We start from the raw sequence: 26,117 nt of genomic DNA, 5'->3' as shown, positions 1-26,117 counted from the left end.
CTTTGCGAAGTGATGATAGGCTTAGTTATAAAAAGATATATTAGCAGTTGATTAATAGTGCGGTGGGATTTCATCCTTCATGCTACCGCTTCCACCGCTGCTAGCTTGCTCTTTAACGGCCTTAAGTTCTCGATACAAAAACTCAATTTGCTGTTGTTGTTTGTAGACAGTTTCATTTAGCTTCTCTATCAAGTCTTCGGCAAAGCTCAGCTTGATTTCAAGGTTGGTAATTCGGTCCTCAGACATATTTAACCTCTCATTCAGAAGCGAGCTCAAAACGCCCATCTTCCATCTCTGATTTAGGTCTGATCCAAAAATCATGTGATTGCATGGATTCATATACGTAGGCAGGCTCTAAAGTAGCCTCAACATTAGCAAGTACAACCACTTTATAAAATCCGCCAGTCTTCTTATGTCTTAATTTTGTACCGGGCTTAAAGACTCCCTCATCCGGATCAGCCATTTTGGGTTTGCTCATAAAACGCGCTTTCTAGGTATGATTTGGTGATGGCAAATACCATCCCATACTCCATTCTAGATATATCTCCGATCCCGCAGGGGTTTACTGCTGGAGATGCGCTGCGTAACTCATTGGATGTGGCTCAGCATGCGGAGAAGTGGGGCTATACCCGTTATTGGGTGGCGGAGCATCATAATATGACAGGCAATGCTAGCTCCGCAACGGCTGTACTAATAGGATATATCGCCGGAGGAACTTCTCATATTCGAGTGGGTTCAGGTGGAATCATGCTACCCAACCATGCTCCCTTAGTGATTGCTGAACAGTTTGGCACTTTAGAGTCTTTGTATCCAGGGCGTATTGAACTTGGTCTAGGGCGCGCGCCTGGCACTGATCCACTGACTGCGCGGGCTTTACGTCGTGATTTGCTCGGAGGTGACGACCGCTTTCCTCAAGATGTGCGTGAGCTACAACACTACTTTGGCCCGATTCAGGAGGGGCAATCTGTTAAAGCCATACCGGGCATGGATACGAATGTACCCATTTGGATTTTGGGATCAAGCCTGTATGGCGCTCAATTGGCGGCTCACTTTGGTTTGCCTTATGCATTTGCTTCTCATTTTGCGCCTGAGCAACTAATACAGGCAATGGATATATATCGCGAGCTGTTTAAGCCATCTGATCAGCAGGCTAAACCTTATGCAGCGTTTGTAATGAATGTGGTTGCGGCCGATTCGGATGAAGAGGCGCAATATTTGTTCACTACGCTACAGCAAAATGTAGTGAGGATGCGTCGTAATACTAGGGGGCAGTTGCCACCTCCAATTGCTGATATGGATGAGTTTTGCGAGCCTCATGAAAAAGCATCTGCAGCCCATACTTTGCAATGTTCAGTGGTCGGTTCTCTAGAGACTATCCGAAAGGGCATGCGACATTGGCTGGATGTAACTGGCGCTAATGAAATGATCTTTACTGGCCAAATATTTGACCATCAAGCTCGTCTGAAATCCTTTGAGATTGCTGCCCAGGCTGCTCAAAGCCTTTAATCTGCTAACTGAGTGATTGCGTTGTAATTGGAGGTGATGAGTATGCCTTCCTTTGCTGCTTTATTTGCAAGCTTTAGCACTTCATTGTCCTTGCTGATTAAAAAGCAAGGTTTAGCGGTAAAGGCAAGGTTCAGAAAGACTTGATCGTCTGAATCTTGGCATGACCATGGGGCAGCAATTAGAGTTTCATCAGCTAATATTCTTGCCAAGCTGTGCCACTGTTTAAGGATGTTTTCTTGGGTGTTTTGCTCGAGGTTGAAGAGTGGCCGACTAATAACATCGGCAAACTCATCTAGAGTTTTTGGACAGGCTAATGCATCGAGCTGACCGTCTAATAACTTTTGCTTGAGATGAATTGCTCTGAAGTCATTAAATACAAAAATATCTAGTAACACATTGGTATCTAACACGATAGACTTCATTGGTGTGTTAACTTTAAATTAATGTTCATTTGAGCGCCAAATTTCTGGAGTGATAGTCACCTGACCTTTATCAGATGAAACATACACTTCTCCATCCTGAACATTGACGTGAATCACCATGCTGCGTTCCACTAGCTTATTAAGCTCATTGGCTTGTTCTGCAGGTATAGAAACTACTTGCAGGTTACGCGCACGGGTTAATTTATTGGCAATGCCATCCCACCAAATTTTGCTAGTGTGTCCGCCATAGCAGTACACAATGACTTGATCTGATCTGCCGCAGGCTTTCAGGATGCGGCGTTCATCGGGTTGACCAATTTCAATCCAAAGCTGAATTGCATCTGTCAGATCCTTGATCCAAAGATCTGGTTCATCGGTATCACTTAAACCTTTGGTGAAGACAAGATCTTCGTGGGCCTGTAATGCAAAAGCGATAATCCTGACCATCATCCGTTCATCAGTTTCCGAGGGATGTCTGGCAATAGTTAAGGAATGACTGCCGTAGTAATGGCGGTCTGAGTCTGCGACATGAAGGTCGGCTTTATGAATGGTTGCGCGTAGAGCCATGCGTCATTATCGCCTTTAAATGAACGCACCTCAGATTGCCGTATCATTTTGATAGTTAATTTCACCCACGGGGCTTTGATGAATACTGGAAACTCTTGGAGAGCTAGCCTTCTGGCGACCGTCTTCCTAGGTCTAAACCTAGTGTGCATACATTCCCTGGCGTTGGCTGCAGAACCATGGCCAACCAAACCCATCAAAATCATCGTGCCATTTTCACCGGGGAGCGTTCAGGATGCTCTGGCAAGATCGTTCTCCAATGAGTTGGGTGCCGCATTGGGTGAACCAGTAGTTGTTGAGAACAAGGCGGGAGCAGGGGGTACTGTTGGTACTGGTATTGTTGGTAAGGCTACACCAGATGGATACACCTTTTTATTGGCGGCTGCCAGCCACAACATTAATGGAAGTTTATTTAATAAATTAAGCTTTGATCCAATTAAAGATTTTACGGGCGCCGCTTATATTGGAACTAGTAGCTACATCATGATGACGAATGCAGATTTTCCAGCAAAGTCTGTTTCAGAATTTATTGCTTTAGCAAAGGCAAATCCAGGTCAATATAACTACGCTAGCGCTGGTAATGGTAGTGCATCTCATTTGGCAATGGCTTATTTTGACAGCATGGCTGGAATTCAGTTGGTACATATACCCACGAAAGGTACAGGCGATGCTATTACTGAGTTGTTGGCTGGGCGCGCACAAGCAGTTATTGCTGCGAATGTGGCTGCCTTACCTTTTGCAAATGATCCACGGATTCGCTTTTTGGGAGTTTCCTCTGAAAAGCCATCACCATTTGTACCGGGTGTTCCCACTATTGGCATGACTTTGAAAGGCTATGTTTTTGATAGCTGGTTCGGCTTACTTGCTCCCGCAGCAACGCCTCAACCAGTAATTGCTAAGCTACAGTCTGAGATGGCTAAGTTATTAAAGCAGCCAGAGATTGTTGAGCGCATGCGTCGCCAGGGTATTGAAATCGGCAATCTATCTCCTGCTGAATTTAATCAACTCTTAGTTAGGGATTATGTGCGTATGGCTAATGTGGTAAAGGCTTCGGGGGCGAAAGCCGAATAAGCCTAAATACTGTGTATCGTATAGTCCCATGATTCGTATTACTGAACTGCGCCTACCAATTGATCACCCTCCAGAGGCTCTAGAGGCAGCGATTATCAAGCGTCTGAACTTATCCCAAAAGGATTTAATCACTTTTGAGATCTTTAAGCGCAGCTATGATGCCCGCAAGAATGTAGCGCTTGCTTTCATTTATACGATTGATCTTGCAGTCAAAAATGAAGAGGCAGTCATTAAGAAATTTTCTAATGACACGCATGTCAGACCATCACCAGATACTAGTTATCATTTTGTAGCTAAAGCACCAGAGTCCATAACCTCGGGTATTGCCTTGCGCCCAGTTGTTGTGGGATTTGGCCCCTGCGGTATTTTTGCTGCCTTAGTGTTAGCTCAAATGGGTTTTAAACCTATTGTTCTTGAGCGTGGCAAAAAGGTTCGCGAACGGACTCAAGATACTTGGGGCTTATGGCGCAAAAATGTATTAAACCCTGAATCAAACGTGCAATTTGGAGAAGGTGGTGCAGGAACTTTCTCTGATGGTAAGTTGTATAGTCAAATTAAAGACCCTAAATTTTATGGTCGCAAAGTAATCAATGAGTTTGTGAAGGCTGGCGCTCCAGAAGAAATCACTTATGTGGCCAAGCCCCACATCGGAACCTTTCGCCTGGTAGGTGTTGTTGAGAAGATGCGCCAAGAAATTATTGACTTAGGTGGCGAGATTCGTTTTTCACAAAAAGTGATTGGTTTTGATATTGATAATCAACAAATAGTTGGCGTCAAAATTGAAGGGCAACCAGACTTACCTGCTAGCCATGTAGTTTTGGCCTTGGGTCATAGCGCTCGAGATACCTTTAAAGCTCTGCATGATGCAGGTGTCTATATGGAAGCAAAGCCATTTTCGATTGGCTTTCGTATTGAGCATCCCCAGTCTTTGATTGATAAGGCTCGATTGGGTCCTCATGCAGGCAATGAATTGATTGGTGCTGCTGATTACAAATTAGTGCACCATGCCAAGAATGGTCGAACTGTTTATAGTTTTTGTATGTGCCCTGGAGGGACTGTAGTCGCCGCAACGTCTGAGCCCAATCGAGTGGTGACTAATGGTATGAGTCAGTACTCTCGTAATGAACGTAATGCGAATGCTGGCATTGTTGTTGGTATTACTCCTGAAGATTATCCAGGTGGTCCGCTTGCAGGCATTGAGTTTCAGCGACAGTTGGAGTCAAAGGCTTTTGAGCTGGGTGGTGGTACATATGAAGCTCCAGGGCAATTAGTGGGAGATTTTATTGAGGGGAAACCATCAACTCAATTTGGAAGCGTAATACCGTCTTATAAACCAGGCGTTCATTTAACCGACTTAGCGCAAGCTTTGCCTCCTTTTGCTATCGAGGCTATTCGTGAAGCGCTACCCGCATTTGAAAAGAAAATAAAAGGCTTTTCAATGAAGGATGCTGTCTTAACTGGTGTTGAGACAAGAACCTCATCGCCTTTGCGCATCACTCGTGGCCAAAACTTTCAGAGTTTAAATATTAAAGGGCTTTATCCTGCCGGCGAAGGTGCGGGTTACGCTGGTGGCATCTTGTCGGCAGGTGTTGATGGGATTAAAGTAGCGGAAGCTGTAGCTCTGGACTATTTGTCAAAGTAAAGATACTCAAGCCACTATGAATAACGCTGCAAATACCTCAGTTGTCGCAGAAAAAGAAGTTTTATTTCATCCAGAATTGCTGCAGAAGTTTGATATCAATGGACCACGTTATACCTCTTACCCCAGTGCGGATCGTTTTCATAATGACTTTTCTGAAGTTGATTATTTAGAGGCGCTCAAGCGTGTTGCAACAGTAGACGAACCTTTATCGCTTTATTTTCATTTACCGTTTTGTCCTAATATCTGCTATTACTGTGGCTGCAATAAGATCATTACAAAAGATCATGGGCGTAGCGCAAAATATATTAAGTATCTTGCTAAAGAAATGGCAATGGTTACCAAGGCCATGGGCGCTCAGAAAAAAATCCCAGTAACTCAATTGCATTGGGGTGGTGGGACCCCAACGTTTCTATCTCATGAAGAGATGATTGAGTTGATGCATCACACACGTGAACATTTTGAGTTATTACGTGGTGGCGAGTATTCAATTGAAATTGATCCAAGGCGAGTGACCGAGCAAGATATTGCGCTCTTGGCTGATCTTGGCTTTAACCGAATTAGTTTGGGTGTACAGGATTTCAATCTAGCAGTACAAGAAGCGGTTCATCGCATACAAACAATTGAAGAGACTCAAGCGGTAATGGAGTGGTCAAGAAAGTATGGTTTTAAATCTCGTAGCGTCGATTTAATCTATGGCTTACCAAAACAAACACCGGCGACATTTAAAGAGACTGTTGATGCTGTATTAGCCATGAGCCCTGATCGCTTATCGGTCTACAACTACGCTCATCTCCCGCATATTTTTAAACCACAACGTCGTATTGCTGAAGCAGATTTGCCAGCTGCTGCAGATAAATTAGATATTCTTTCGAATACTATTTCCCGTTTAGGGGAGGCTGGGTATGTCTTTATTGGCATGGACCATTTTGCTAAACCGAATGACGAACTAGCCATTGCTCAAAAAGAGGGAAAGTTGCATCGAAACTTTCAAGGCTATTCCACTCAAGCTGAGTGTGATCTATTGGCGTTTGGAATTTCTTCTATCGGCAAAGTGGATGATTGTTATTCCCAAAACGTACGTACTTTAGATGAGTATTACGCTATCTTGGATAAAGGTCATCTTCCCGTACTCAGAGGCTTGAGGCTCGATCAGGATGATCTGCTGCGCCGAGAGCTCATTGGCGAATTAATGTGTCAATTTGCTTTAGATACCAAAGCTTTTTCAACCTCGCATCAAATTGATTTTTCTAGCTACTTTAAAACAGAGATTGAGGAGTTAAAGCATTTAGAGGAAGCTGGTCTATTAAGTTGGGAAGGTGCGAATATGCAGGTCCCGATTAAGGGGCGCCTCTTGGCGAGGAGGGTAGCCATGACATTTGATCGTCACCTGAGAGAGTCGCAAGCAAAAGGCACTTACTCTAAAGTTCTTTAGGGTTATACCTAGGGCATTTGATTTAGATCAAAGAACCCTCAAAACCCTGTTGCTTTTTAGCAAACAAAAAATTCACATGCGCAATTCATTTGATTTGCATCAAATTTCCCTTGGTATATCAATTCGAAAATGATCCTATCGAAATTGACAACAAAAAGGGAAACAATCATGCGTATTAAGTCACTCGTAGTAGCAATGGCTGCTGTAGCTTCGCTAGCCCCAATCGCTGCACAGGCACAAGCTGCAGAAGAGAATCCTTGGATGGTGCGTGTTCGTGCTGTGGATCTTCTATTTCAGAATGGTCAATCCAATGGCGGAACAAACGCATTAGGCGCTGGCGTCCAGACTAATAATGTTCGAGCACAGAATGAGTGGATTCCAGAAGTAGATATCTCATACTTCTTCACAAAAAATATTGCCGCTGAATTGGTATTAACTTACCCACAAAAAGTAAATATTTATTCTAATTTGACTTCTGGGCCTACGGGGACCATTAATGCCTTGCCACCGTCTTTATTAATTCAATACCACTTTACTGATTTAGGTGCTTTGAAGCCTTATATTGGCGCTGGTATTAATTACACTATTTTTGGTAACAGAAATAATTTCTCACTTCTTGGTGTCAACAATGCACTTACAGTTGATCAAAACAGCGTAGGTTTTGTTGGTCAAATCGGTGCAGATTATATGTTTGATAAAAACTGGGGTATGAATATTGACCTTAAGTATGCAACTATGAGTACTAATGTAAATGGCTCAGCAGCTAACGTAGGAAATATCGGTAAGTTAACATTGAATCCTTTGATGCCAGCTGTTGGTGTAACTTATAAGTTCTAAGAATTCAGTTCTTAGGTCTTGGGGTAGGGCTCTTCAGGAGCCCTATTTTTTCTTCTGCATTTATTGAATCAATTGATCAATTAAGTTTTCGAATGTCGCTTCATTAAATAGTAAGTTATCGAATCGATGCAATACAGGATGAATTGGCGGATCAATTCTGCGAGTGATGTACTGCGTCCAATGGGCTAATTTCCATTGGTCTCGTGGATCAGCTCTTTTTTCCATACGGATTTTGGCTTCGTCTTCCTGCAAGTCTACCCAAGCAATCTGAATATTGGTTTGAGGGGGCACACCAAGATCTTTGGCGTTAAACATTTTGCCGCTCTGGATTTCTTTGGAAAAGGGGCCGACTAGAATGACATTAACACCTAGAAGTAAATTCTCCCTAGCGATAGCTATTAAGCCTTGGTATTCCCAATCGCGAAGATTTTCAAGGTAGTAGGGGCTATCTCGATCATTTGGATTCTGAGTTGTCAGCGCCATCACATGAGCGCTAAATTCACCATAGACCGTATCCTTATCCAAAAAGAAAAAATCTTCCCCAGTTTTTTCAATAATCAGGGGTAAAGCCCTTTTTGCCAGGGTTGACTTCCCCGTGCCTGCATGTCCTGCAAAGAGAATCAGCCGAGGAGAGAAGGGGGTTAATTTGCAAACCATATGGCTATAGTCTCGCAGAAATTGACGGAATTTACTTCCCTTTTGGTGAAGTGACGATAATGTCGCCATGGCTTTAATCGTACTTACTGATGCAAAACTGGCTTTTGGCCATGTTGACCTCCTGGCAAACACTGCTTTTTCACTGGAATCGGGTGAGCGTGTCGGCTTAATCGGTCGTAATGGCACTGGCAAATCTTCCTTGTTAAAGATATTGGCTGGTATAGAAAAAATGGACGATGGTCTGTTGCAGTACCAGCAGGGGCTACGAATTGCTTATGTCCCGCAAGAACCAATATTCGAAGCGGAAGAAACTGTTTTTGATGCTGTGTCCAAAGGGGTCGCTCAAGCAAAAGCCTTGCGTGAGGAATATGAGGCTCTGAGTGTTGGAGACTGGGATGATGCATCACATCATCGCTTGGATGAGGTGCAATCTCAATTAGAGGCTTTAAGCGGTTGGAATTGGGAGCAACGAGTTTATGAAACTCTAGATCGTTTGCACTTAGAGGCTGATCTCAAAATCAATACTCTTTCTGGTGGAACAAAGAAGCGCGTTGCTTTGGCTCGGGCTTTGGTTGAGATGCCAGATGTGCTCTTGCTAGATGAGCCAACCAATCACTTAGATTTGGACTCTATTGCTTGGTTGGAAGACCTTCTCAAAGAATACCAAGGATCAGTCATCTTAATAACCCATGACCGCGCCTTTTTGGATAACGTCTGCACACAAATTGTTGAGCTTGATCGCGGGATTTTGAGAAGTTACCCAGGAAACTTTACGCAATATGAATTACTAAAAGAGCAAGAATTAAATTCCGAGTCTTTGGCTAATGCGCGTGCGGATAAATTATTGGCACAAGAAGAGGTCTGGATTCGTAAGGGTGTAGAGGCACGTCGCACTCGAAGTGTTGCTCGCATAGCGCGTTTAGAGAAGTTACGCAGTAGTCGTGCCGAGCGCAGAGAAGCCATGGGTCAGGTGAAGTTGGCGGTTTCAGCGGGTGAACGCAGTGGAAAGATTGTTGCTGAACTCCAAAATGTCAGCAAAACATATGATCGTCCGATAGTGAAGGATTTCACGGCAACGATTTTGCGTGGCGATAAGGTCGGATTATTGGGCCCCAATGGCGCAGGCAAAACCACTCTCTTAAAATTAATTCTCGGAACGATTGCTCCAGACTCAGGTAGCGCTACTATGGGTACCCGCATAGAGGTCGCTTACTTTGATCAGATGCGCGAAGGCCTGAATCTCAATGCCTCTCTCGAGGATTACATTAGCCCTGGTAGTGAGTGGATAGAAATCAATGGGAATAAAAAGCACGTCAAAAGTTATTTGAGTGATTTCTTATTCGCACCTGAAAGAACCAATTCTCCTGTTAGCACTTTGTCAGGTGGTGAGCGTAACCGCTTATTGTTGGCTCGTTTATTTGCTAGGCCAGCCAATGTATTGGTATTGGATGAGCCAACGAATGACTTAGATATTGATACTCTAGATTTACTTGAGCAGCTCCTGCAAGACTACAAGGGTACAGTCTTTTTAGTGAGTCATGATCGTTATTTTTTGGACAATGTGGTCACTAGCATTATTGCAAATGAAGGCGATGGTTTATGGCGTGAATATGAAGGTGGCTATGAAGACTGGAAGGTTCAGAAAGCTCGTTCAGACAAAATTCGTGCCACTAATGCCAATCAAAAATCAACAGAGAAATCTGAGGTAAAGACTGAACAGAAAGCAGATGCTAAGGTTGTTATCAAAAGTGGCACTCAAAAATTAAATGGAAAAGAGCGACAAGAATTGGAAGCGCTACCACTGCAGATCGAAGCATTGGAAGCTGAACAAGCAGACGTTGGAATTGCGATGAGCAATCCCGATTTGTATAAAAATGAACCAGAGTTAGCGGCTAGCATGCAAGCACGCTTGACTGAAATTACTGCTGATTTAGATCAGAAACTGCAGCGCTGGGAAAAGCTTTTGAGTCGTTCAGAGTCCTAGTTATCTAGGCTTCGCGCGGTAGGCGAGCTCGTAGTTGGGCAATTTCATCTAGCAGGTCTAGTGCTAATGCTACGCCTGGTACGTTTAATTCGAGATCATGAGTAAGGTGAGCGGCAGTTTTAGCTCTTCTTAATGAATCGCCTCCGAAACGCCAATCTTGTGGTGAGGATCCAACTGGGCTTAATACGCCCTCTGACACCCAACTCATAATTAAATCTTCTGGCGTGCGTGATGCATGAGATAGCTCAACAATGGTCATGTGAACCTCATTCTCCACAACGGCACCTTCAATCCACGTGATATTAGATTGCGTCATATTGATTATCCTTTTAAGTGAGTTCTAGGATTGAAATCAAAAGCCTTTGCAAAGGTTTGATAGGCTTCTTTTTGTGCTTCTGTTTCTGCTGATGGCAGCGCAATAGTTGGCACTACATATAAATCACCAGGCTCTGCGCTCGGTATGCCTTTGCCCTTCAGGCGCATTTTCCGTCCAGCTACTGTGCCAGCGGGGATCTTTAGTTCCAGAGTGCTGCCAGCAGGGGTGGGGACGTTTACTGTCGTGCCTAATGCCGCCTCCCATGGCGCCAATGGAATATCGATAGAAACATCTTTTCCTTCTACGCGATAGATTGGATTGGAATGGAAATCAATTTCTAGATAGAGGTCGCCAGCAGGACCCTCGCCAATGCCAGGTCCACCTTGACCAGAAAGGCGAAGATTTTGTCCAGCTTTAATACCTTTGGGAATGCTGACATCTAACTTACGTTCTTGAGTGCTGACATGCCCGCTTGCATCTTGCACAGGCATATGCAGGGATATGGTGCGTTTAGCGCCGTTGTATGCATCGGCAAGATCAATCAAAATTTTGGCGTGATGATCTTGTCCTTTGAAATTCATTCCCTGACGAGTGTGGCTGCCGCGACCACCTTGACGATGTTTGCCTCGTCCAAAAAGTGATTCAAAAAATTCACTCTGATCACCTTCAAAACCGCCACCATAACCTGGGTGTCCACCACCAAAACCAGCATCTGAATATTCAAAACCTTCATTCCAATTTGGTGGAGGAGTGAAGTCTTGACCATTCTTCCAGTTTTCACCAAAACGATCATAGGCTGCGCGTTTTTCAGTATCTTTCAATACTGCATAGGCTTCACCAATTTGCTTGAACTTCTCCTCGGCACCAGCTTCCTTATTCACATCAGGATGGTATTTGCGTGCCAGTTTTCGATACGCCGATTTAATTTCAGCTTCAGTAGCGCCACGAGCAACGCCAAGTGTTTCGTAGTAGTCCCTAAATTTCATAAGCCTGTTTTGTATTGTTCGGTATAGATTAAGCTAATAAGATTAATTCTACAGTCCTCTTGGCTCATTACACCAATTTGCCAGAGGACAAATTCTTTCACTATTACGGGTTCTTAATATTTATAAACCTCCATGAGGGGGTCTGTAAAGATTAATGACTAAGATCAAAGATGAGAACCTCAGCGTTAGTGCCATTGCTGATGTTTAAGTTTGATTCATTTTCAATTAGCAGGGCATCACCACCAACCATCGATTGACCATTAATGCTTAACGTTCCGCGAATGAGGTGGGCATAGGCTTTGCGATTTGGATCGAGATCTATTTTTGCGGATTGCGAGCCATTAAATGTACCAGCATATACCTCGGCATCAGCATGAATTTTTACTATTCCATCCCCACCATTTGAAGAAGCAATTAAGCGTAACTTACCATCCTTCTCTGAGGCCGAAATTGTTTGTTGTTCATAGCTTGGTTCAATGTCAAAGACATTTGGTTCAATCCAGATCTGGAGAAAATGTGTAGTTTGGTCTTTGGCATGATTAAATTCGCTATGAGTCACTCCACTACCAGCACTCATGCGTTGGACATCGCCAGGTGGAATCCCCTTGACGTTACCCATGCTGTCTTCATGCGCCAACTCTCCAGACAGAACATAGCTAATAATTTCCATATTGCGATGACCATGCTTCCCAAAACCCATTCCTGCTGCCACACGATCTTCATTGATAACGCGTAGATTTCCCCATCCCATAAAGCGGGGATCGTGATAGTTGGCAAACGAGAAGGAGTGGAAGCTTTTAAGCCAGCCATGGTCTGCATAGCCTCTATCTTGGGATTTTCTGAGAATAATCATGTTTTAGGGGTGCAAAGATTAGTTGAAGGAATCAAAATAAGCACATTATCATTAGCTTTGAATAAATTTGCTGAACGGTAACGCATGGGAAGTTTTAAACAAGACGTAAAAGAGACATTTTTAGGGCTTTCTGAAAGCCTGCAGGAGAGCTGGTCTAACTTTATTCAGTTTTTGCAGGAGACCTGGCCTATCCTCATGTTCTTGCTCTGCGTCTTGATGGGTATTTGGTGGTATGCAGATCCACCACCACCGAGGCACGTTCAATTAGCCACTGGATCTACTGGCGGCTCCTACGAACTCCTTGGAAAAAAGTACGCTGATTACTTTGCTAAAAAAGGGGTGACCTTAGAGTTGGTGCCTACTAAGGGTGCCCAAGAAAATCTAGATCGTCTGGCTGACCGAAATGATCCTGTGCAAGCGGCTTTTGTTCAGGCTGGCGTCGCACATGCAAAAGATTTGAAGGGAATTCAATCTTTGGGCGCTATTAGCTACGATCCTATTTGGTTTTTTTACCGTGGTCCAGAGGTTAATAATATTGATTTTGAGCAACGCCGTGGACAATTTAAGAACTTTAGTTCTAAGACGATCTCGATGGGTGTTCAAGGAAGTGGTACTTACGCTCAAGCTACAAGAATTTTAAAACTATCCGGATATGAAGATACGCCTCATCTCGTATATATGCAGGGCGCCGAAGCAGTCAAGGCCTTAAAAGAAGGAAAGATTGATGGCGCCTTTATCGTTGATGCATACGATGCACCCAATGTCCAAGCTTTATTAAGTGATCCAGGACTTCACCTTGTTACCTTTAAGCGTGGAAAGGCCTACGTTAAATTAATTCCATATTTACATATTCTTGAAGTGCCCCAAGGTTCACTTAATCTCGAGCGAAATTTTCCAGCAGAAGATCTTCAATTGCTTGCGACGACAACTAATTTATTGGTAGATGATCGTATGCATCCTGCGCTTCAATTCTTATTTCTAGAAGCTGCGCGTGAGATCAATGGTCGAGGTTCTTTTTTTGCTGACCGTGGCGAGTTTCCATCTTTTAAGGATTCTATCTTGCCAGATAGTCCGATAGCGGTTCATTATGAACACAATCGCTATCCTCTGATATCGGCATATGCGCCTTTTTGGTTGGCGGAGTTGATTAATCGCCTCTTTTTTATTTTGCTGCCTTTCTTGGCATTGGCTTATCCTTTATTGCAAGTTTTGCCGGGTTATAGAGCAAAGCGCATGCATAATAAGATTCATCGTTTGTATGGCGCATTGAAGGCGTTTGAATTAGAGCTTCTTGATGGTTACGATGCTCAAAAGCGCGATGAGTATCTTAAAAGACTGGATATGCTGGAATATCAAGCCCTGAAAATCAATGTTTCAAAAAACCTTTCAGGTGAGTACTATTCTTTGCGCACAAGCATTGACTATGTGCGTAATTGCTTGAATAGGGGTGTATATCCCTATACAGAAAACCAGGAAGTCTAATCAGAAGAGCCAAGCTTTAATCGCTATCCCCGCTCTTGCTTGGAAACTTGAATGAGGCGTAACGGACTACTGCATTAGCGAGTGCTAGTATGAGGATAGTCAGACCCATCAAAAGGATGGCCATATCTGCTTCATGTTTAGTATTTACTAAGTCAATGATGAGGCGAGTAACCGCAGTGATCGCAACATAAATCAAAAAGCGAACAGGCATATGGTTAGTCTTGAAATAAATACCTACCATTGCGCCAATTTCTAAATATATAAAGAGTAGTAGCAGATCTTCAATTGAAGCAGAGCCCTTGCTCACCATTCCTAAAAAAGCAACGACAGCTGACCAAACAGTTGCGGCACCTATTCCAAAGAGAGCAATCCGATGAAACAAAGAGACAAATAAATTTCCGATCGGAACAGTCCATCTCTCAATTGCATCTTCTATCTTGGATGCGTCTTTGGGTGAAGTAGGGGTCATGTTAATTGTGCCTCCGAATATATAGAGCTCAGTATATGTATCTATCTAGCGCTGTAAACAAAAAAAGAGGCGATTAAGCCTCTTTTTTTATAAGTATTGACTTAGGTCAACCCAAACTATCCGCCCAAATATTGTGAGCCCACCCCCAAGCATATACGCCTTCAAGAGTGGATGGCGCTGGCGAAAGCCCTCCTGAGCCCGGTACAGGCTTGAAAGTCTTTTCTGCAGCGTTGTACTGATGAACGCTTGCAACATGGATAACTTCCTTGTCGTTGACAAAGCTATAGCAGGTATTGGTAAGCACTGGAGCAGGGTTAACCTCCCAGCCACTCAGCTCTGCCACGATCGCCGCTGCTGCAACTTTTGCATGCTGATTTGCCATGTGCCCTGATTTCGGCATAGCAGGTGCAACTTGAATGGAGTCGCCTAAGACATGAATATCTTTTTGGGCGGTTGACTCAAAGTTAATGTAATTCACGTTGACCCAGCGACCATTTGAATTTGCGAGCCCAGTTTTGACGGCAATTTCACCTGCACTCATTGCAGGCAAAAGATTTAAAACATCCGCCTTAATGTCATCTTGCACTTCAAACTTAATAGTTTTTGTTTTTGCGTCTACCGCAGTCACATTGTATTTTGGAAGATATTCAATCATTCCTGGATATTGTTCTGCCCATACCTTCTTAAAGAGTGCGCCTTTTGAAGTTACATCTTGATTGGCATCCAATATCAATACTTTGGACTTTGGCTTATTTTGTTTGAGATAGTTTGCGACTTGGCAGGCGCGTTCGTATGGTCCAGGAGGGCAGCGATAGGGAGCCTCGGGAATGCTAATGGCAAAAGTGCCGCCATCCCTCATAGCTGCCAATTGCTTGTGAAGGGCGGTTGTTTCTGGACCAGATTTCCACGCCTGCAAAGTAACACCTGCTTGATTTGCTTGCGCCAACCCTTCAATGCTGTTCATCATTAAGGTGACGCCAGGTGAAACAATTGCTTTGTCATAGCGTAAGGTTTTCCCAGAAGCAAGTTTCACTGTCTTTTTGTCTGGATCCATGCTGGTCACGCTATCTTGAATGATCTTGATGCCATGACGTTTGCTCAGGTTGTCATAGGAGCTGGTTAGTTCGGATAGTGTGCGTGAGCCTCCCACGACTAAGTTTGAGAGGGGGCATGAAATAAAAGTAGGATTAGGTTCAATCAGCGTGACTTTGGCGGTATTGTTTGAAAATAGTCGCAAATATTTAGCAGCAGTAGCGCCACCGTATCCGCCGCCTATAACCAGGATTTCTGCTTTCTGTAAATTTGCGCGCGCTTGACCTGAAAAGCCAGCTAACAATCCAAGAGCAGCAGCGCTATTTCCAATGAAGTGTCGACGATCCATCATGTGCTCCCTTATTGTTTTTTGCCAAGTTGATTGGCGATAGTTTCAAGCTGCTCATCTGAGTAACCTTTGGCAAGCTGAGGCATGATAGTGCCTTCACGTGCACCCGATTTAAATGCTTTCAACTGACTCAGAATTTGTTCGCTAGTCAGGTTGTTAATTAAGGGCATCCCGCCGTCTACTACACCTTTGCCGTTGGTGCCATGGCAGTTGGCGCAGGTGGCAGCAAGACCGCGTTTATATAAATTGCTTGCGTCGTTATTTTGCGCAAATGCCATACTACTTAAATGACTAAGGCTTAGATAAGTGGATAATAAGATCGCAGGTTTTAAATAGCTTGCTCGCATAAATTCTTTCTCCAATCAAAATAACTCTGGGTAATTGGCTTTTGGTTAACTACTGAGTATCTTAAACAAGAAGTCTCTGAAGGGCGCATTTCATTTCATATTTATTTTCATAAGTTCATTCGAAAATATGGGTAAGGTCGGATTTCGCGGAACATCCTGTAAGCCCTATAAACTATAGGCATGCGAGCCTCATTTTCTTACCGATCAGTCTTCTTAGTGCTACTTTTGGGTGTATTTGCCTATCTGTACGGCTTAGATAGTCGATTTGCGCCTAAAAATGGGGATGAATACCCTTATATGCACATTGTGCGTATGACGGCCGATTCGGGTCATTGGCTTCCACTTCAATCTGAAATGGATGGCATTAAAAATACTAAGCCACCGCTAATTTTTTGGCAGGGTATTGCTAGCACCAGTTGGGCTACCGATTGGACTTTGGAAAATTTGCGCTGGCCCAGTCTTTTATATACCGCCTTAACAGCATTTTTCTTATTCTTAGCAGTGAGTCGATTTAATGGAAATCGGAAAATTGGAATGTTGGCTGCATTGGTCTGGCTTTCCTTCTTTTCTACTTACCGTTATGGGCGACCATTTTTGGCAGATCCTCCGGAAGTGTTTTGGGTATCTCTCCCTTTCTTGGCATTGCTCTATTGGGGTAAGGCGGCTTTTGAATCCAAATTCTTTTTCCCTTTGCTGGCAGGCATTTGTTTTGGCTTCGCATTATTTGCAAAATCGTTTGCCTATATTGTTCCTGCTGCTTTTGCTTTGAGTCTTTATTTCTGGCGTTGGCGTAATTGGAGTTTTGCGCAAGTCGCTCTACGAGATCTCTATAAATTACTTGTAATAGTTGCGCTTGCTTTAGGTATTTTTTCCTTGTGGTTTGCCTTGGACCCTAACCCTGAGGCAATTTGGAAGGAGTTTGTGCTTGGCGAGAATGCGGGTAAGTTTGCTGCAAGACAATCTAGCTATTTAATGGATTTGGTGCGTGGTGGAGATAGTATTTGGCTGCTGCTACTAACAACGATTGCCAATGCAGGTTTATTTAGTTTTGTTCTCATCTCATGCTTAATTCTGTGTTGGCGAGCACGCCACTTTTTTACCTTAGAAGAAACCCTTTTGTTGCTTTGGATCCTTGCATTTTTGCTCGTGTTTAGTTTGCCAAGTCAACGTTCGGGTCGCTATCTTCTACCGGTAATGCCAGCATTTGCAGCGCTCATTGCGATTTACTGGGAAAGACTTCCGTTGTGGGGCTTTCGAATTGCCTTGCTTTTACAGTTGACAGTGCTTTCACTGCTTATGTGGGTTGGAGCCAATCTTCAACGGTCCCAGTTTATCGGTGACGACGGGCTATGGACTTATTCCTATTACCATTGGATTCTTGTGGCAATCAGTTTGTCACTTGTATTGTTTGGGCTATTCAGACGTGACCTCACTAAGATGATTGCTTTAGGTGCTTGTTTCTTGGTCTATGGAGTTTTAAATAGTAGCCTAGCTCCCCTCGAGGGGAAATTAGGGCGTTATTCTTCAGACACAATTGTTCAGTTGCAAAATAAGGACGTTTGGATACCTTGCGACTATCGAGCCAAAGATGAAGAATATCGTTTGCTATTACCAGGTGCCAACCTTCACGGTTACTTTGCAAAAGATGCAAGCAATATTAATCGCCTAACTTCTACCTATCCTCTTGTGGCGGTGCATGTTCCATTAGGAATTCAGCCTACACTTTGCGAATCATGCACAGTTGTTGGCAAAAGAATGGAGATGAGGGCGCGACACTCCAATGAGGAAATCCAAGAGATGTTATTAGGGCAAATCGGTAAGCATCTTTTCGTAAATGAATATTTGATTTCAACCCCTGTTGCCAAACCAGAGATGTTAAATGCTAAGGATGTATGTAGATGAGCCGTGTCATTGCCATTTGTTTTTTGTTGCTTGCTGCAGTGATCGGCTTTTTGCACATCGATAGTCGTCCGGCTTGGGAGTCATTTGCTATAGCTCCAACAGAACAAGCTGATGAAGTGGTAAATGATGATGTTGCATCAAAGTCTAGAGGATCAGTAAAGGCAGGGATTTTTTCACCGCAAACAAATTGGTTGCCAGATACAGGCGCTCCGTCTGTTCATGCAGCATCATTGATCGCATTAAAAGATGGTGCTGTAAGGGCATTTTGGTTTGCAGGAAGCCGTGAAGGTGCGGCTGATGTGGCGATCTATAGCTCTGTATATGATCTAAAGTCTGGCAATTGGAGTTCTCCAACAGTTGTAATGGATCGCCTTACCGCAGAAAAGGGTCTTTCTCGCTATATCGCTAAATTGGGGAATCCTGTTCCTAGTCGATTGGCAGATGGAAGGTTGCAATTATTCTTTGTGACGGTTTCGATTGGAGGGTGGGCTGGTAGCTCAATTTCTGCCGTGACATCCGATGATGAAGGTTTGACATGGAGTAACCCCCAACGATTAATTAGTTCACCGCTATTGAATTTGAGCACGCTAGTGAAATCTCCTGTAATTAAATTTAATGATGGGACATTGGGGATACCTGCCTATCATGAGTGGATAGGGCGCTTTGGAGAATTCTTAAGAGTTGATGCTGGGCAAGTTATCGATAAACGTCGCATGAGCTCTGGCCGCAGTGCAATACAGCCTTTGGTTTTTGTTAATGATGCACAGGATGCGATTGCATATTTTCGGCAAACACGTAGTGCCCGATTGCCTAAACAAATTCCTGTCAGCCTTACGCAAAATGCAGGTCAAACATGGCTGCAGGCACCAGATTTACCCATCGCTAATCCCAACTCTGCGGTTGCTGGTCTCGTACTAAATACCGGTGTACGCGTCTTGGTCCTAAATAATATTGAAGCTGGGCGTTATCGATTAGCGTTGATGATGAGTGATGGAAAGACTGGGCAATGGCGCACTATTGAATTGCTGGAAGATGATGAGTCTGTGCCTGAGACGCAACGTAAAGAATTCTCATACCCTTATTTGCTCTCTGCTGATGGAGGAGTGCATTTGGTATATACCTGGGACCGCAAGAGGATTCGTCATCGTTACTTCTCGGATGCTTGGCTAAAGCAAGCCTATAGTCATGCGCTTTTGATTGAAGAAGAAGCATCCAATAAGGAGTCTGCACAATGAATCATTTAATGCAAACTTTTCCCTTGATTGAGTTATCGATTACCTCCGCCATTGTTAGTGTCTGGATCATGCAAAAGTTTTCGCCAAAAACTTTTCCAGCGCCTTTGAAAATATTTTTAGTGCTCTTGCTTGGCAATCTATTGTTTTGGCCTTTAGGTTTGGAGTTGCCTTTAGTTGCTTATATTCGTGGGGTTACTGGAGATTTAAGCATTGTGTTGACTTTATTGCTCTGGAGCTCTTTATTACCAGTTGATAAGCCACTTCCAATCGTTTGTAAGTTGACTATTGTGACTATTGCTCTTGGGTTTTATCCATTTGCTCTGGGGGTGGGAATGATTGATCCGTATGCCTGGGGCTATGGTTCCATTATTTTCCTTGCATCTGTTATTGCCTTTGCTTTGATCTGTGCTCTGGCTAATTGGGCTAAGGGTGTTTGGATTATTGCCATTGCCATCATTGCTTGGTCGGGCCATTGGCATGAATCGACTAATCTTTGGGATTATTTATTGGACCCTCTTTTGGTTGTTTGGATCTTCTTTGACCTGATTGGTATGTTCTTTAGCAGACGTAAAAATAAAGCTCATTCTGGATATTTGTTTAGACCGGGATAAATAACTCCAGAATGGTGGAGCAGAAGCAAAAAGCCAGCAATATGCTGGCTTTTGTTTGTTAGAAATTCATTCTTAATCTGGAATATTAGACTTTCGAATAATCGGCCCCCATTTGTTGATTTCAGTTTCGAGATGTGACTTCAAGCCACTAGGTGTCATCTTATCTGGGGTGACAATATCGATATTGGCATCCTCTAGACGTTTTTTAACATCAGGGGTGTTTAGTGCAGTTTTTAATGCTGCATTTAATTTGTCCAAGATAGGTTTTGGAACGCCTTTTGGTGTGTACATACCATGCCAAACTTTGACTTCAAACCCTTTTAAGCCTTGCTCATCAAGGGTTGGAATATTTGGAATCGCAGGCAATCGTTTTAAAGTAGTTGTGCCAAAAGCTTTCACACGCCCATCTTTAATATAAGGAATGGTTTGTGTGGTTTGATCACAAAGGAGGTCCACTTGACCGCCTAACAGATCGGTAAGCGCAGGGCCTGTGCCTTTATAAGGGATATTAGTTAGCTTTACGCCCATTCGACTCTGAAATAACAGTCCACATAATTGTGAGACTGCTCCAGGACCAGCATTCGCCATCGTTACTTTTGAGCCATTGGCCTTGATATAGGCTTCTAGCTCCTTAAAGTTATTGGCAGGTAAATCCTTTTTACCCAAAAGCACCATCGGTACGTCGGCAACTTGACCTATGTAATCAAAGTTAGTCAAAGGATCATATGGGAGCTTGTCATATAGAGCATTGGCTGTGGCCATGCCCATGTGATGCAAATAGATTGTGTAGCCATCTGGAGCGGCACGGGCAACTTTAGTGCTGGCAATAGTGCCGCCAGCGCCATTCACGTTTTCGACAACAACGGTTTGACCAAGATATTGACCCATTGGAACTGCAATGAGTCGAGCTACTGAATCTGTTGGGCCACCAGCAGCAAATGGAACAACTAAAGTAATTGATTTAGTGGGCCAGTCTTTTTGGGCAATAGCGTTAGTGCTTAAAAAAGCACTGGCTGTAAGCGCCATGGCAATTCCAGAAAATAAGAATTTCTTCATTTTCATTTGGTCTCCTAATTATTGTATTTAGTCGACCAATTTTGCCAGTTTTAAAACTTTTTTGCTTTTAAAAATCCTAGTGTTTACCAGTAATTGCAAGGGTTCTTTTGGCTAACAAAACAACGGGCCGATCGATCATGCGGCCATCCAATTTGACGGCTCCGCCTTTGGAGGCTTTGTCTGCCTCAATGACTCTTTGGGCCCAAGCTAATTCTTCTTCGGTTGGCGTGAATGCTTTGATGACAATGCTGACTTGTTTTGGATGAATACAGAGTTTGCCGCCAAACCCCATACGCTTTGCGCGTTCAGCATCATCGGTGATGCGTTCAATATCATCTGTAGATGGTGTAACCCCATCTACAGGAGGGGCAATCTGAGCAAGTCGAGATGCTAAAACAATTTGATAGCGCGCAGTTTGTAATTCTGTTTCTTGGCGATCGCACTGCATCCCTAGATCGGCTTGCAGATCAAGATTTCCTAAAGCAAGACGAACTACCTGATTGGAGTTCGCAATTTCTTTTAATCGATCTAGGCCAACGGCAGTTTCAATCATAGGAATGATTGCTGTATCTGGAAGAATCATGGCGGCGCCATTGATTTGATCTAAGGACTCACTTTTTGGAATGAGTAAGCAGGCGACTTGAAGTTCTTGCGCCAGAATCAAATCAGCCGCATAAAATTTGCTTCCAGGCGAGTTAGTTCTGATGACTAAACGCTTCTTTTGCTCCGAACTGAAAGTAGGCCACGCAGTGCGTATGGCATTTCGTGCGAGATCTTTATCATCTTCTGCTACAGCATCCTCTAAATCTAAGACAACGCCGCCAGCTCCGCTATCCAAAGCTTTTAGAAAGCGCTCTGGTCGAGTGCCTGGTACAAATAAAAAATTAGTACAAAAGCCAAGTGGAGTATCGAGTGGGTTCATGTTTGGTGGATCAATTATTGGGGTGGTAGTAAGAAGCTTATCTTGGCTTGTTTGCGGATATTCCACAACAGTTCAATAGCTTTACTCATTTCTTCTGGGGTGGCGCCTTTGCTATAGGCTGCAAGACGCATTGCTTTATCGGTAATTTCTGCGCGTGTAAGAGTGTTGCCGGGATCCCCTTTGGGTTCATCCACTCGACCATTCAGCACTTGCCCATTATTCAAATGCACTCGAACTTTTCCAATCCAGCGCTGTGGGTAGGCGCTATCGACCTCAGGATCTAAGGTCATAGTGACGCGATCACGGAAGTTGCAAATCTCGTCATCATGAAAATGTGCATCGAACTCTTGTAAACCTGCAAATTGGTGATACGCGACTAGAGCCAATACCGTGCCCATCGAGAATTTAGACTGATGCACCGTAGCTGGATCTGTCACTGGCCCCAAGACATCAATTGCGCCTTGATGAACCAAAGTTTCTACTTTTGCAATATCGCTCGGTGCAAGTTTATTTGCCAATATAACTTGTAATAAAGCATCGGCTGCGGGGTGGGTATGGCGACATGATGCGTAATATTTAAAGCTTGTCTCTGTCAGAGTCCAGCGAGTTCCTAAGCCATCAACCAGCTTGCTTGGATTACTATCGCTGGTCATGCCAGCTGCTAGTCCTTGTTTTCCCTCCAGGATGTGCTGTGCGCCAGTAAAACCAGTCTTGGCAAGATAGGCAGACATTAAACCGGTCGATGCAGCATGGGCAGTATGAAGTTGCTTGGAGTCAGCGGCATCACGAAGAAATTCCCAGAGACCTGCCGATTGAGTACCAGCCGACCCAAAGGCATGGAGCATTTGCTCAGGGTTTAACTTTAGCAAGTGGCCAACTGTAGCAGCGGCTGCCAATGTTCCAGCAGTGCCGGTGGTGTGAAATACCTTGTAGTGAGAGCGGCCTAAAAATTCACCAACGCGGATGCCTACTTCATAACCTGCAATTGCAGCAAGTAATAAATCTTCTCCAGAAGCGCCAATTGCTTGAGCGCAGGCTAGTGCAGGAGGAAAGACAACCGTTGCTGGATGAAAGACTGAACCATTATGAACATCATCTTGTTCAGCAACATGAGATGCCGCAGCGTTTGCCATCGCGGCTAAAAAAGGGCTAGATGTTTTGCGGGAAACCAGAATCTCAGATGGTCCTGTGTGTTCAGAATCAAAGCCTCCCATGTTTAACGCAAACTGTGTAATTAACTCTACAGGTCGAGATCCCTTGCCAGCAATTGCTGAGCCAAACCAATCCACCAACAAATCTTCAGCTCGGTTCAAGACATCATTGGGGATATCTTGGATTTTGAGCTTGGCTGCAAAGCTAGCTAGTTCGCAGGAGAGGTGTTCTGTAGGCACGAGGATGATTTTTACGCTAATACGGCAGTGGCCTGCATAGTGAGCCAACCTTCATGGTCTTGCGCCCAGATTGAAATAGTTTTCCCACTGGGATCTTTCTCAAGGTCGGGTTTAGCATTGACCTTGAAGATGTTGATATCAAAGGTGGGGCGAATAGCGCGGAACTCAAAACTCTTGAGCTTGCATCCTGGAATGCTCTGACGCACAAGATCAACTAATAAGGTAGCAATTAATGGTCCATGGACAATTAATCCTGGATAGCCTTCGACTTCAGTCACATATTTACGATCGTAGTGAATGCGGTGTCCATTGAAGGTGAGAGCTGAATAACGAAATAGCAGTACATCATCTGGCGTGATCGTTTTACTCCATTTAGCATCAGTAGGCGCAGGAGTGGGGGCAACAGGTTTATCGTCTGGTCCTGGGGCATCTCGATACACAATGTCATGCTCTTCAATGATGGCAAGACCGTTTTGATTAGAGATCTGATGGTTTACTAAAACGAAGATCAAATCCCCGGTACGGCCTGCTTTATGAGTAACGGATTCAATCTTGGAAACGCGCTCAATTTCATCCCCCACGGCAAGGGGTTTTAACCATTCAATTCTGCTACCTGCCCACATGCGACGAGGCAATAGAACAGGTGGAAGAAATCCGCCACGTTTAGGGTGACCATCGGGGCCAATTTCAGATTGACGAGCATGTGGCAAAAAGTACAACCAATGCCATAGTTCAGGCAAGTAAGTCCCTTTGCACGGCGCTGGATCATCTCGATCTAAAGTTGCTGATAGTGCTCGCACAGGAGCTGCTGTCACAGTATCTTGCAGTGACTCGGTTTTACCAAGCCATTCTTGAAGGTGGGTAATAGTTTGAGGTTCGATTCGCATATATTCCATTATGCCAATCTTGCTAGAAAACTCATCTCATCAAAACAGAGGCGCAATAAAAAAGTAGTCCAGCCAGGGCAGAACCGCCGATTACAGAAAGAACATTTTTTTGATACTTGAATAAAGCCAATCCAGCTAAGGCACAGATCAGAATGGATATCCATGAGATTGATCCACTAAAACCCTGTGGCAAAAATACGTGATAGGCAAAAAATAAGCCTAGATTGGCAATAACACCCACCACAGCTGCAGTAATAGCGGTGAGTGGGGCGGTAAAACCCAGTTTGCCATGGGTTGACTCAATGAGTGGACCGCCAACTAAGATAAAAAAGAAGGAGGGTAAAAAGGTAAACCAAGTGGCAACGCAGGCGCCAATCACGCCAAACCAAAATGGGTTGCTATTACCGATTAAATGTTGAATATGCCCTGCAAGGTATCCAACAAAAGCCACCACCATGATGAGCGGTCCTGGGGTGGTTTCTCCCAGAGCTAAGCCATCAATCATTTGGTTTGCGCTCAGCCAATGAAACTGTTCGACGGCGCCCTGATATACGTATGGAAGCACTGCATAAGCACCACCAAAGGTTAACAGCGCAGCCTTAGTAAAGAACCATGCCAACTGTGGGTACAAAGTCTTCCAACCAAAAATGGTGATTAATCCACCTATTGGCAATAGCCAACAAAAGAGGGCAACGACGCTATGGCGAATGGTTTTTTGGTAAGTAAATTTTGCATGTTCAGGAGTGGGGGTGTGATCATCAATGATGGCTTCGCCATATTCTTTTACTTCTTTAGATCCATGCCCACTGCCTTGTTGAAAATTTTCTGGATAACGCTTACCGCCCCAGTAACCAATCACAGCGGCAATGGCAACGATGAATGGAAAAGCTAAATTCAGAATGAAGATTGCTAGAAATGATCCGAGTGCAATCCATTGCAGAGCTTGATTATGAATGGTACGTTTACCAATTCGAACGGCAGCATGCAAAACGATCGCAGTCACCGCAGGCTTGATACCAAAAAAGATAGCCGCTATCCAGGGAACTTGTCCATAAGTGAGATAAACCCACGACAAACCAATCAAAATAACCAAGGATGGCAAAATAAAAAGAGTGCCGGCTAGAATGCCTCCCCAGCTACGATGCATGAGCCAACCAATATAAGTAACAAGCTGCTGGGCCTCTGGTCCTGGTAAGAGCATGCAGTAGTTGAGTGCATGTAAAAAGCGCCGCTCAGAAATCCAGCGACGCTTTTCTACTAATTCTTGATGAAGAACAGCAATCTGTCCCGCAGGCCCTCCGAAACTAATGAAGCCTAGCTTGGCCCAAAACTTCAGGGCTTCGGCTAATGAGACTTTCAAGCTTCTTCCATTCCGCCAATCACTTGGCTAAAGCCGTTATCCACATAGATAATTTCAGCAGTAATGCCATTAGCTAGGTCGGACAGTAAGAATGCGGCGGTATTACCGACATCATCAATTGTGACGTTACGACGGAGAGGTGCAGTTTGCTCAACCGCCTCCAAAATCTTGCTAAAGCCTTTAATGCCTGATGCGGCTAGAGTTTTAATGGGGCCCGCAGAAATACCGTTCGCACGAATGCCTTTAGGACCTACTGAGCCAGCAAGATAACGTACCGATGCTTCAAGAGATGCCTTAGCCAAACCCATCGTGTTGTAGTTCGGCACATTCTTCATTGACCCCAAATAGGTTAGCGTTAACAATGAAGACTTATCGCGCAACATTGGCAAAGCTTCCTTAGCCATTGCTGGGAAACTGTATGCCGAGATGTCATGCGCGATCTTGAAGCCTTCACGAGATAGACCTTCTAAAAAATCTCCAGCAATTGCTTCGCGTGGGGCAAAGCCAATGGCATGCACAAAACCATCAAATTGAGGCCAAGATTTAGCTAAATCCTTAAAAAGTGCGCTGATTTGCTCGTCACTACCGACATCACAGTCAAAAATAAGCTCGCTATTGAATTCTTTTGCAAAATCCACAATACGATCTTTAAAGCGCTCGCCTACGTAAGTAAAGGCTAGTTCAGCCCCTTCGCGGTGACAAGCCTTGGCAATGCCATAGGCAATTGAGCGGTTTGAGAGAAGGCCGGTAATAAGAATTTTTTTGCCAGTAAGAAAGCCCATGTTGTGTCCTTTGCTTCAAATA

At 44.1% G+C, this 26,117-nt stretch carries 27 protein-coding genes; 10 read left to right on the top strand and 17 right to left on the bottom strand.

Annotated features, from left to right (window positions below; translation table 11 throughout):
- Positions 1-51: 51 nt before the first annotated feature.
- Together FD973_RS07155 and FD973_RS07150 are read right to left on the bottom strand one after the other, a co-directional pair.
- The gene (locus FD973_RS07155; protein ID WP_215322668.1) at positions 52-246 is read right to left on the bottom strand and encodes a SlyX family protein; all 195 of its coding nucleotides are present in this window, start codon (positions 244-246) and stop codon (positions 52-54) included.
- Positions 247-256: 10 nt separating this feature from the next.
- Positions 257-478 carry a hypothetical protein gene (locus FD973_RS07150; RefSeq protein ID WP_215322667.1) on the bottom strand — a complete coding sequence of 74 codons (222 nt, stop codon included), beginning with the start codon at positions 476-478 and terminating at the stop codon, positions 257-259.
- 29 nt (positions 479-507) lie between these two features.
- On the opposite strand from FD973_RS07150, the gene FD973_RS07145 reads away from it, so the two are divergent.
- Positions 508-1,506, top strand: a complete 999-nt coding sequence (locus FD973_RS07145) for an LLM class flavin-dependent oxidoreductase (RefSeq protein ID WP_215322666.1) — start codon at positions 508-510, stop codon at positions 1,504-1,506.
- On the opposite strand, the gene FD973_RS07140 is transcribed toward FD973_RS07145, so the two are convergent.
- Positions 1,503-1,928 (bottom strand): putative toxin-antitoxin system toxin component, PIN family, encoded by a 426-nt coding sequence (locus tag FD973_RS07140; RefSeq protein WP_215322665.1) that lies wholly within the window; start codon positions 1,926-1,928, stop codon positions 1,503-1,505. The genes FD973_RS07145 and FD973_RS07140 overlap by 4 nt on opposite strands.
- A gap of 18 nt (positions 1,929-1,946) precedes the next feature.
- Positions 1,947-2,495: a YaeQ family protein gene (locus tag FD973_RS07135; protein ID WP_215322664.1), complete on the bottom strand. Its 549-nt coding sequence runs from the start codon at positions 2,493-2,495 to the stop codon at positions 1,947-1,949.
- 78 nt (positions 2,496-2,573) lie between these two features.
- Between FD973_RS07135 and FD973_RS07130 the strand changes: the two genes are divergently transcribed.
- The 4 genes from FD973_RS07130 (at position 2,574) to FD973_RS07115 (ending at position 7,474) form a co-directional block, all read left to right on the top strand.
- Positions 2,574-3,563, top strand: a complete 990-nt coding sequence (locus FD973_RS07130) for a tripartite tricarboxylate transporter substrate binding protein (protein WP_215322663.1) — start codon at positions 2,574-2,576, stop codon at positions 3,561-3,563.
- A gap of 28 nt (positions 3,564-3,591) precedes the next feature.
- Entirely contained in the window at positions 3,592-5,205 is a 1,614-nt protein-coding gene (locus FD973_RS07125) for an NAD(P)/FAD-dependent oxidoreductase (protein ID WP_215322662.1), read from the top strand.
- A gap of 16 nt (positions 5,206-5,221) precedes the next feature.
- The gene (gene hemN / locus FD973_RS07120; protein ID WP_215322661.1) at positions 5,222-6,637 is read left to right on the top strand and encodes an oxygen-independent coproporphyrinogen III oxidase; all 1,416 of its coding nucleotides are present in this window, start codon (positions 5,222-5,224) and stop codon (positions 6,635-6,637) included.
- 168 nt (positions 6,638-6,805) lie between these two features.
- Entirely contained in the window at positions 6,806-7,474 is a 669-nt protein-coding gene (locus FD973_RS07115; RefSeq protein ID WP_215322660.1) for an OmpW family protein, read from the top strand.
- Positions 7,475-7,534: 60 nt separating this feature from the next.
- Here the strand turns inward: FD973_RS07115 and FD973_RS07110 are convergent, their stop codons facing one another.
- On the bottom strand, positions 7,535-8,200 hold the full coding sequence (locus FD973_RS07110) for an AAA family ATPase (protein WP_251368747.1): 666 nt from the start codon (positions 8,198-8,200) through the stop codon (positions 7,535-7,537).
- On the opposite strand from FD973_RS07110, the gene FD973_RS07105 reads away from it, so the two are divergent.
- The gene (locus tag FD973_RS07105; protein ID WP_215322659.1) at positions 8,199-10,115 is read left to right on the top strand and encodes an ATP-binding cassette domain-containing protein; all 1,917 of its coding nucleotides are present in this window, start codon (positions 8,199-8,201) and stop codon (positions 10,113-10,115) included. The two genes, FD973_RS07110 and FD973_RS07105, sit on opposite strands and share 2 nt — an antisense overlap.
- 4 nt (positions 10,116-10,119) lie before the next feature.
- On the opposite strand, the gene FD973_RS07100 is transcribed toward FD973_RS07105, so the two are convergent.
- The 3 genes from FD973_RS07100 to FD973_RS07090 form a co-directional block, all read right to left on the bottom strand.
- Positions 10,120-10,431 (bottom strand): chaperone modulator CbpM, encoded by a 312-nt coding sequence (locus FD973_RS07100; protein WP_215322658.1) that lies wholly within the window; start codon positions 10,429-10,431, stop codon positions 10,120-10,122.
- 5 nt (positions 10,432-10,436) lie between these two features.
- Positions 10,437-11,417, bottom strand: coding sequence for a DnaJ C-terminal domain-containing protein (locus tag FD973_RS07095; RefSeq protein WP_215322657.1), 981 nt, complete (start codon positions 11,415-11,417; stop codon positions 10,437-10,439).
- A 151-nt stretch (positions 11,418-11,568) separates the two neighbouring features.
- On the bottom strand, positions 11,569-12,270 hold the full coding sequence (locus tag FD973_RS07090; RefSeq protein WP_215322656.1) for a pirin family protein: 702 nt from the start codon (positions 12,268-12,270) through the stop codon (positions 11,569-11,571).
- A gap of 84 nt (positions 12,271-12,354) precedes the next feature.
- Between FD973_RS07090 and FD973_RS07085 the strand changes: the two genes are divergently transcribed.
- A complete protein-coding gene (locus FD973_RS07085; protein WP_215322655.1) occupies positions 12,355-13,752 on the top strand; it encodes a TAXI family TRAP transporter solute-binding subunit in 1,398 nt (465 codons plus the stop codon).
- Positions 13,753-13,768: 16 nt separating this feature from the next.
- Here FD973_RS07085 and FD973_RS07080 read toward each other — a convergent pair whose 3' ends face one another.
- The 3 genes from FD973_RS07080 to FD973_RS07070 all read right to left on the bottom strand — a co-directional run bounded on the left by FD973_RS07080 (position 13,769) and on the right by FD973_RS07070 (position 15,880).
- Entirely contained in the window at positions 13,769-14,221 is a 453-nt protein-coding gene (locus FD973_RS07080; RefSeq protein WP_251368746.1) for a phosphate-starvation-inducible protein PsiE, read from the bottom strand.
- Between the two features lie 106 nt (positions 14,222-14,327).
- Positions 14,328-15,602: an NAD(P)/FAD-dependent oxidoreductase gene (locus FD973_RS07075; protein WP_215324748.1), complete on the bottom strand. Its 1,275-nt coding sequence runs from the start codon at positions 15,600-15,602 to the stop codon at positions 14,328-14,330.
- Between the two features lie 11 nt (positions 15,603-15,613).
- A complete protein-coding gene (locus FD973_RS07070; RefSeq protein ID WP_251368745.1) occupies positions 15,614-15,880 on the bottom strand; it encodes a c-type cytochrome in 267 nt (88 codons plus the stop codon).
- A gap of 249 nt (positions 15,881-16,129) precedes the next feature.
- Between FD973_RS07070 and FD973_RS07065 the strand changes: the two genes are divergently transcribed.
- From FD973_RS07065 to FD973_RS07055, 3 genes are read left to right on the top strand one after another with little or no spacing between them, the layout of a single operon-like run.
- Positions 16,130-17,851: a glycosyltransferase family 39 protein gene (locus FD973_RS07065; protein WP_215322653.1), complete on the top strand. Its 1,722-nt coding sequence runs from the start codon at positions 16,130-16,132 to the stop codon at positions 17,849-17,851.
- The gene (locus FD973_RS07060; protein WP_215322652.1) at positions 17,848-19,086 is read left to right on the top strand and encodes an exo-alpha-sialidase; all 1,239 of its coding nucleotides are present in this window, start codon (positions 17,848-17,850) and stop codon (positions 19,084-19,086) included. The genes FD973_RS07065 and FD973_RS07060 overlap by 4 nt, the downstream gene beginning before the upstream one ends.
- Complete coding sequence (locus FD973_RS07055) at positions 19,083-19,697, top strand: hypothetical protein (protein WP_215322651.1); 615 nt, start codon at positions 19,083-19,085, stop codon at positions 19,695-19,697. The genes FD973_RS07060 and FD973_RS07055 overlap by 4 nt, the downstream gene beginning before the upstream one ends.
- A 72-nt stretch (positions 19,698-19,769) precedes the next feature.
- On the opposite strand, the gene FD973_RS07050 is transcribed toward FD973_RS07055, so the two are convergent.
- The 6 genes from FD973_RS07050 to fabI all read right to left on the bottom strand — a co-directional run bounded on the left by FD973_RS07050 (position 19,770) and on the right by fabI (position 26,095).
- Entirely contained in the window at positions 19,770-20,759 is a 990-nt protein-coding gene (locus FD973_RS07050) for a tripartite tricarboxylate transporter substrate-binding protein (RefSeq protein ID WP_215322650.1), read from the bottom strand.
- Between the two features lie 70 nt (positions 20,760-20,829).
- Entirely contained in the window at positions 20,830-21,675 is an 846-nt protein-coding gene (locus tag FD973_RS07045) for a CoA ester lyase (protein WP_215322649.1), read from the bottom strand.
- Positions 21,676-21,689: 14 nt separating this feature from the next.
- Positions 21,690-23,066, bottom strand: a complete 1,377-nt coding sequence (locus tag FD973_RS07040; protein WP_215322648.1) for an MmgE/PrpD family protein — start codon at positions 23,064-23,066, stop codon at positions 21,690-21,692.
- An 11-nt stretch (positions 23,067-23,077) separates the two neighbouring features.
- Positions 23,078-23,962: a MaoC family dehydratase N-terminal domain-containing protein gene (locus FD973_RS07035; protein WP_215322647.1), complete on the bottom strand. Its 885-nt coding sequence runs from the start codon at positions 23,960-23,962 to the stop codon at positions 23,078-23,080.
- Between the two features lie 22 nt (positions 23,963-23,984).
- Positions 23,985-25,313: a chromate efflux transporter gene (chrA, locus tag FD973_RS07030; RefSeq protein WP_215322646.1), complete on the bottom strand. Its 1,329-nt coding sequence runs from the start codon at positions 25,311-25,313 to the stop codon at positions 23,985-23,987.
- Positions 25,310-26,095 carry an enoyl-ACP reductase FabI gene (fabI, locus tag FD973_RS07025; RefSeq protein WP_215322645.1) on the bottom strand — a complete coding sequence of 262 codons (786 nt, stop codon included), beginning with the start codon at positions 26,093-26,095 and terminating at the stop codon, positions 25,310-25,312. Before fabI ends, chrA begins: the two co-directional genes overlap by 4 nt.
- Between the last annotated feature and the right edge of the window lie 22 nt (positions 26,096-26,117).

Origin of the sequence: Polynucleobacter sp. MWH-Braz-FAM2G, from assembly GCF_018687635.1 — a bacterium.
In the GTDB taxonomy this organism is placed as follows: Bacteria; Pseudomonadota; Gammaproteobacteria; order Burkholderiales; family Burkholderiaceae; genus Polynucleobacter.
Note: the sequence above shows the minus strand (reverse complement) of the source record. Positions and strands in the feature narration are given on the sequence as shown.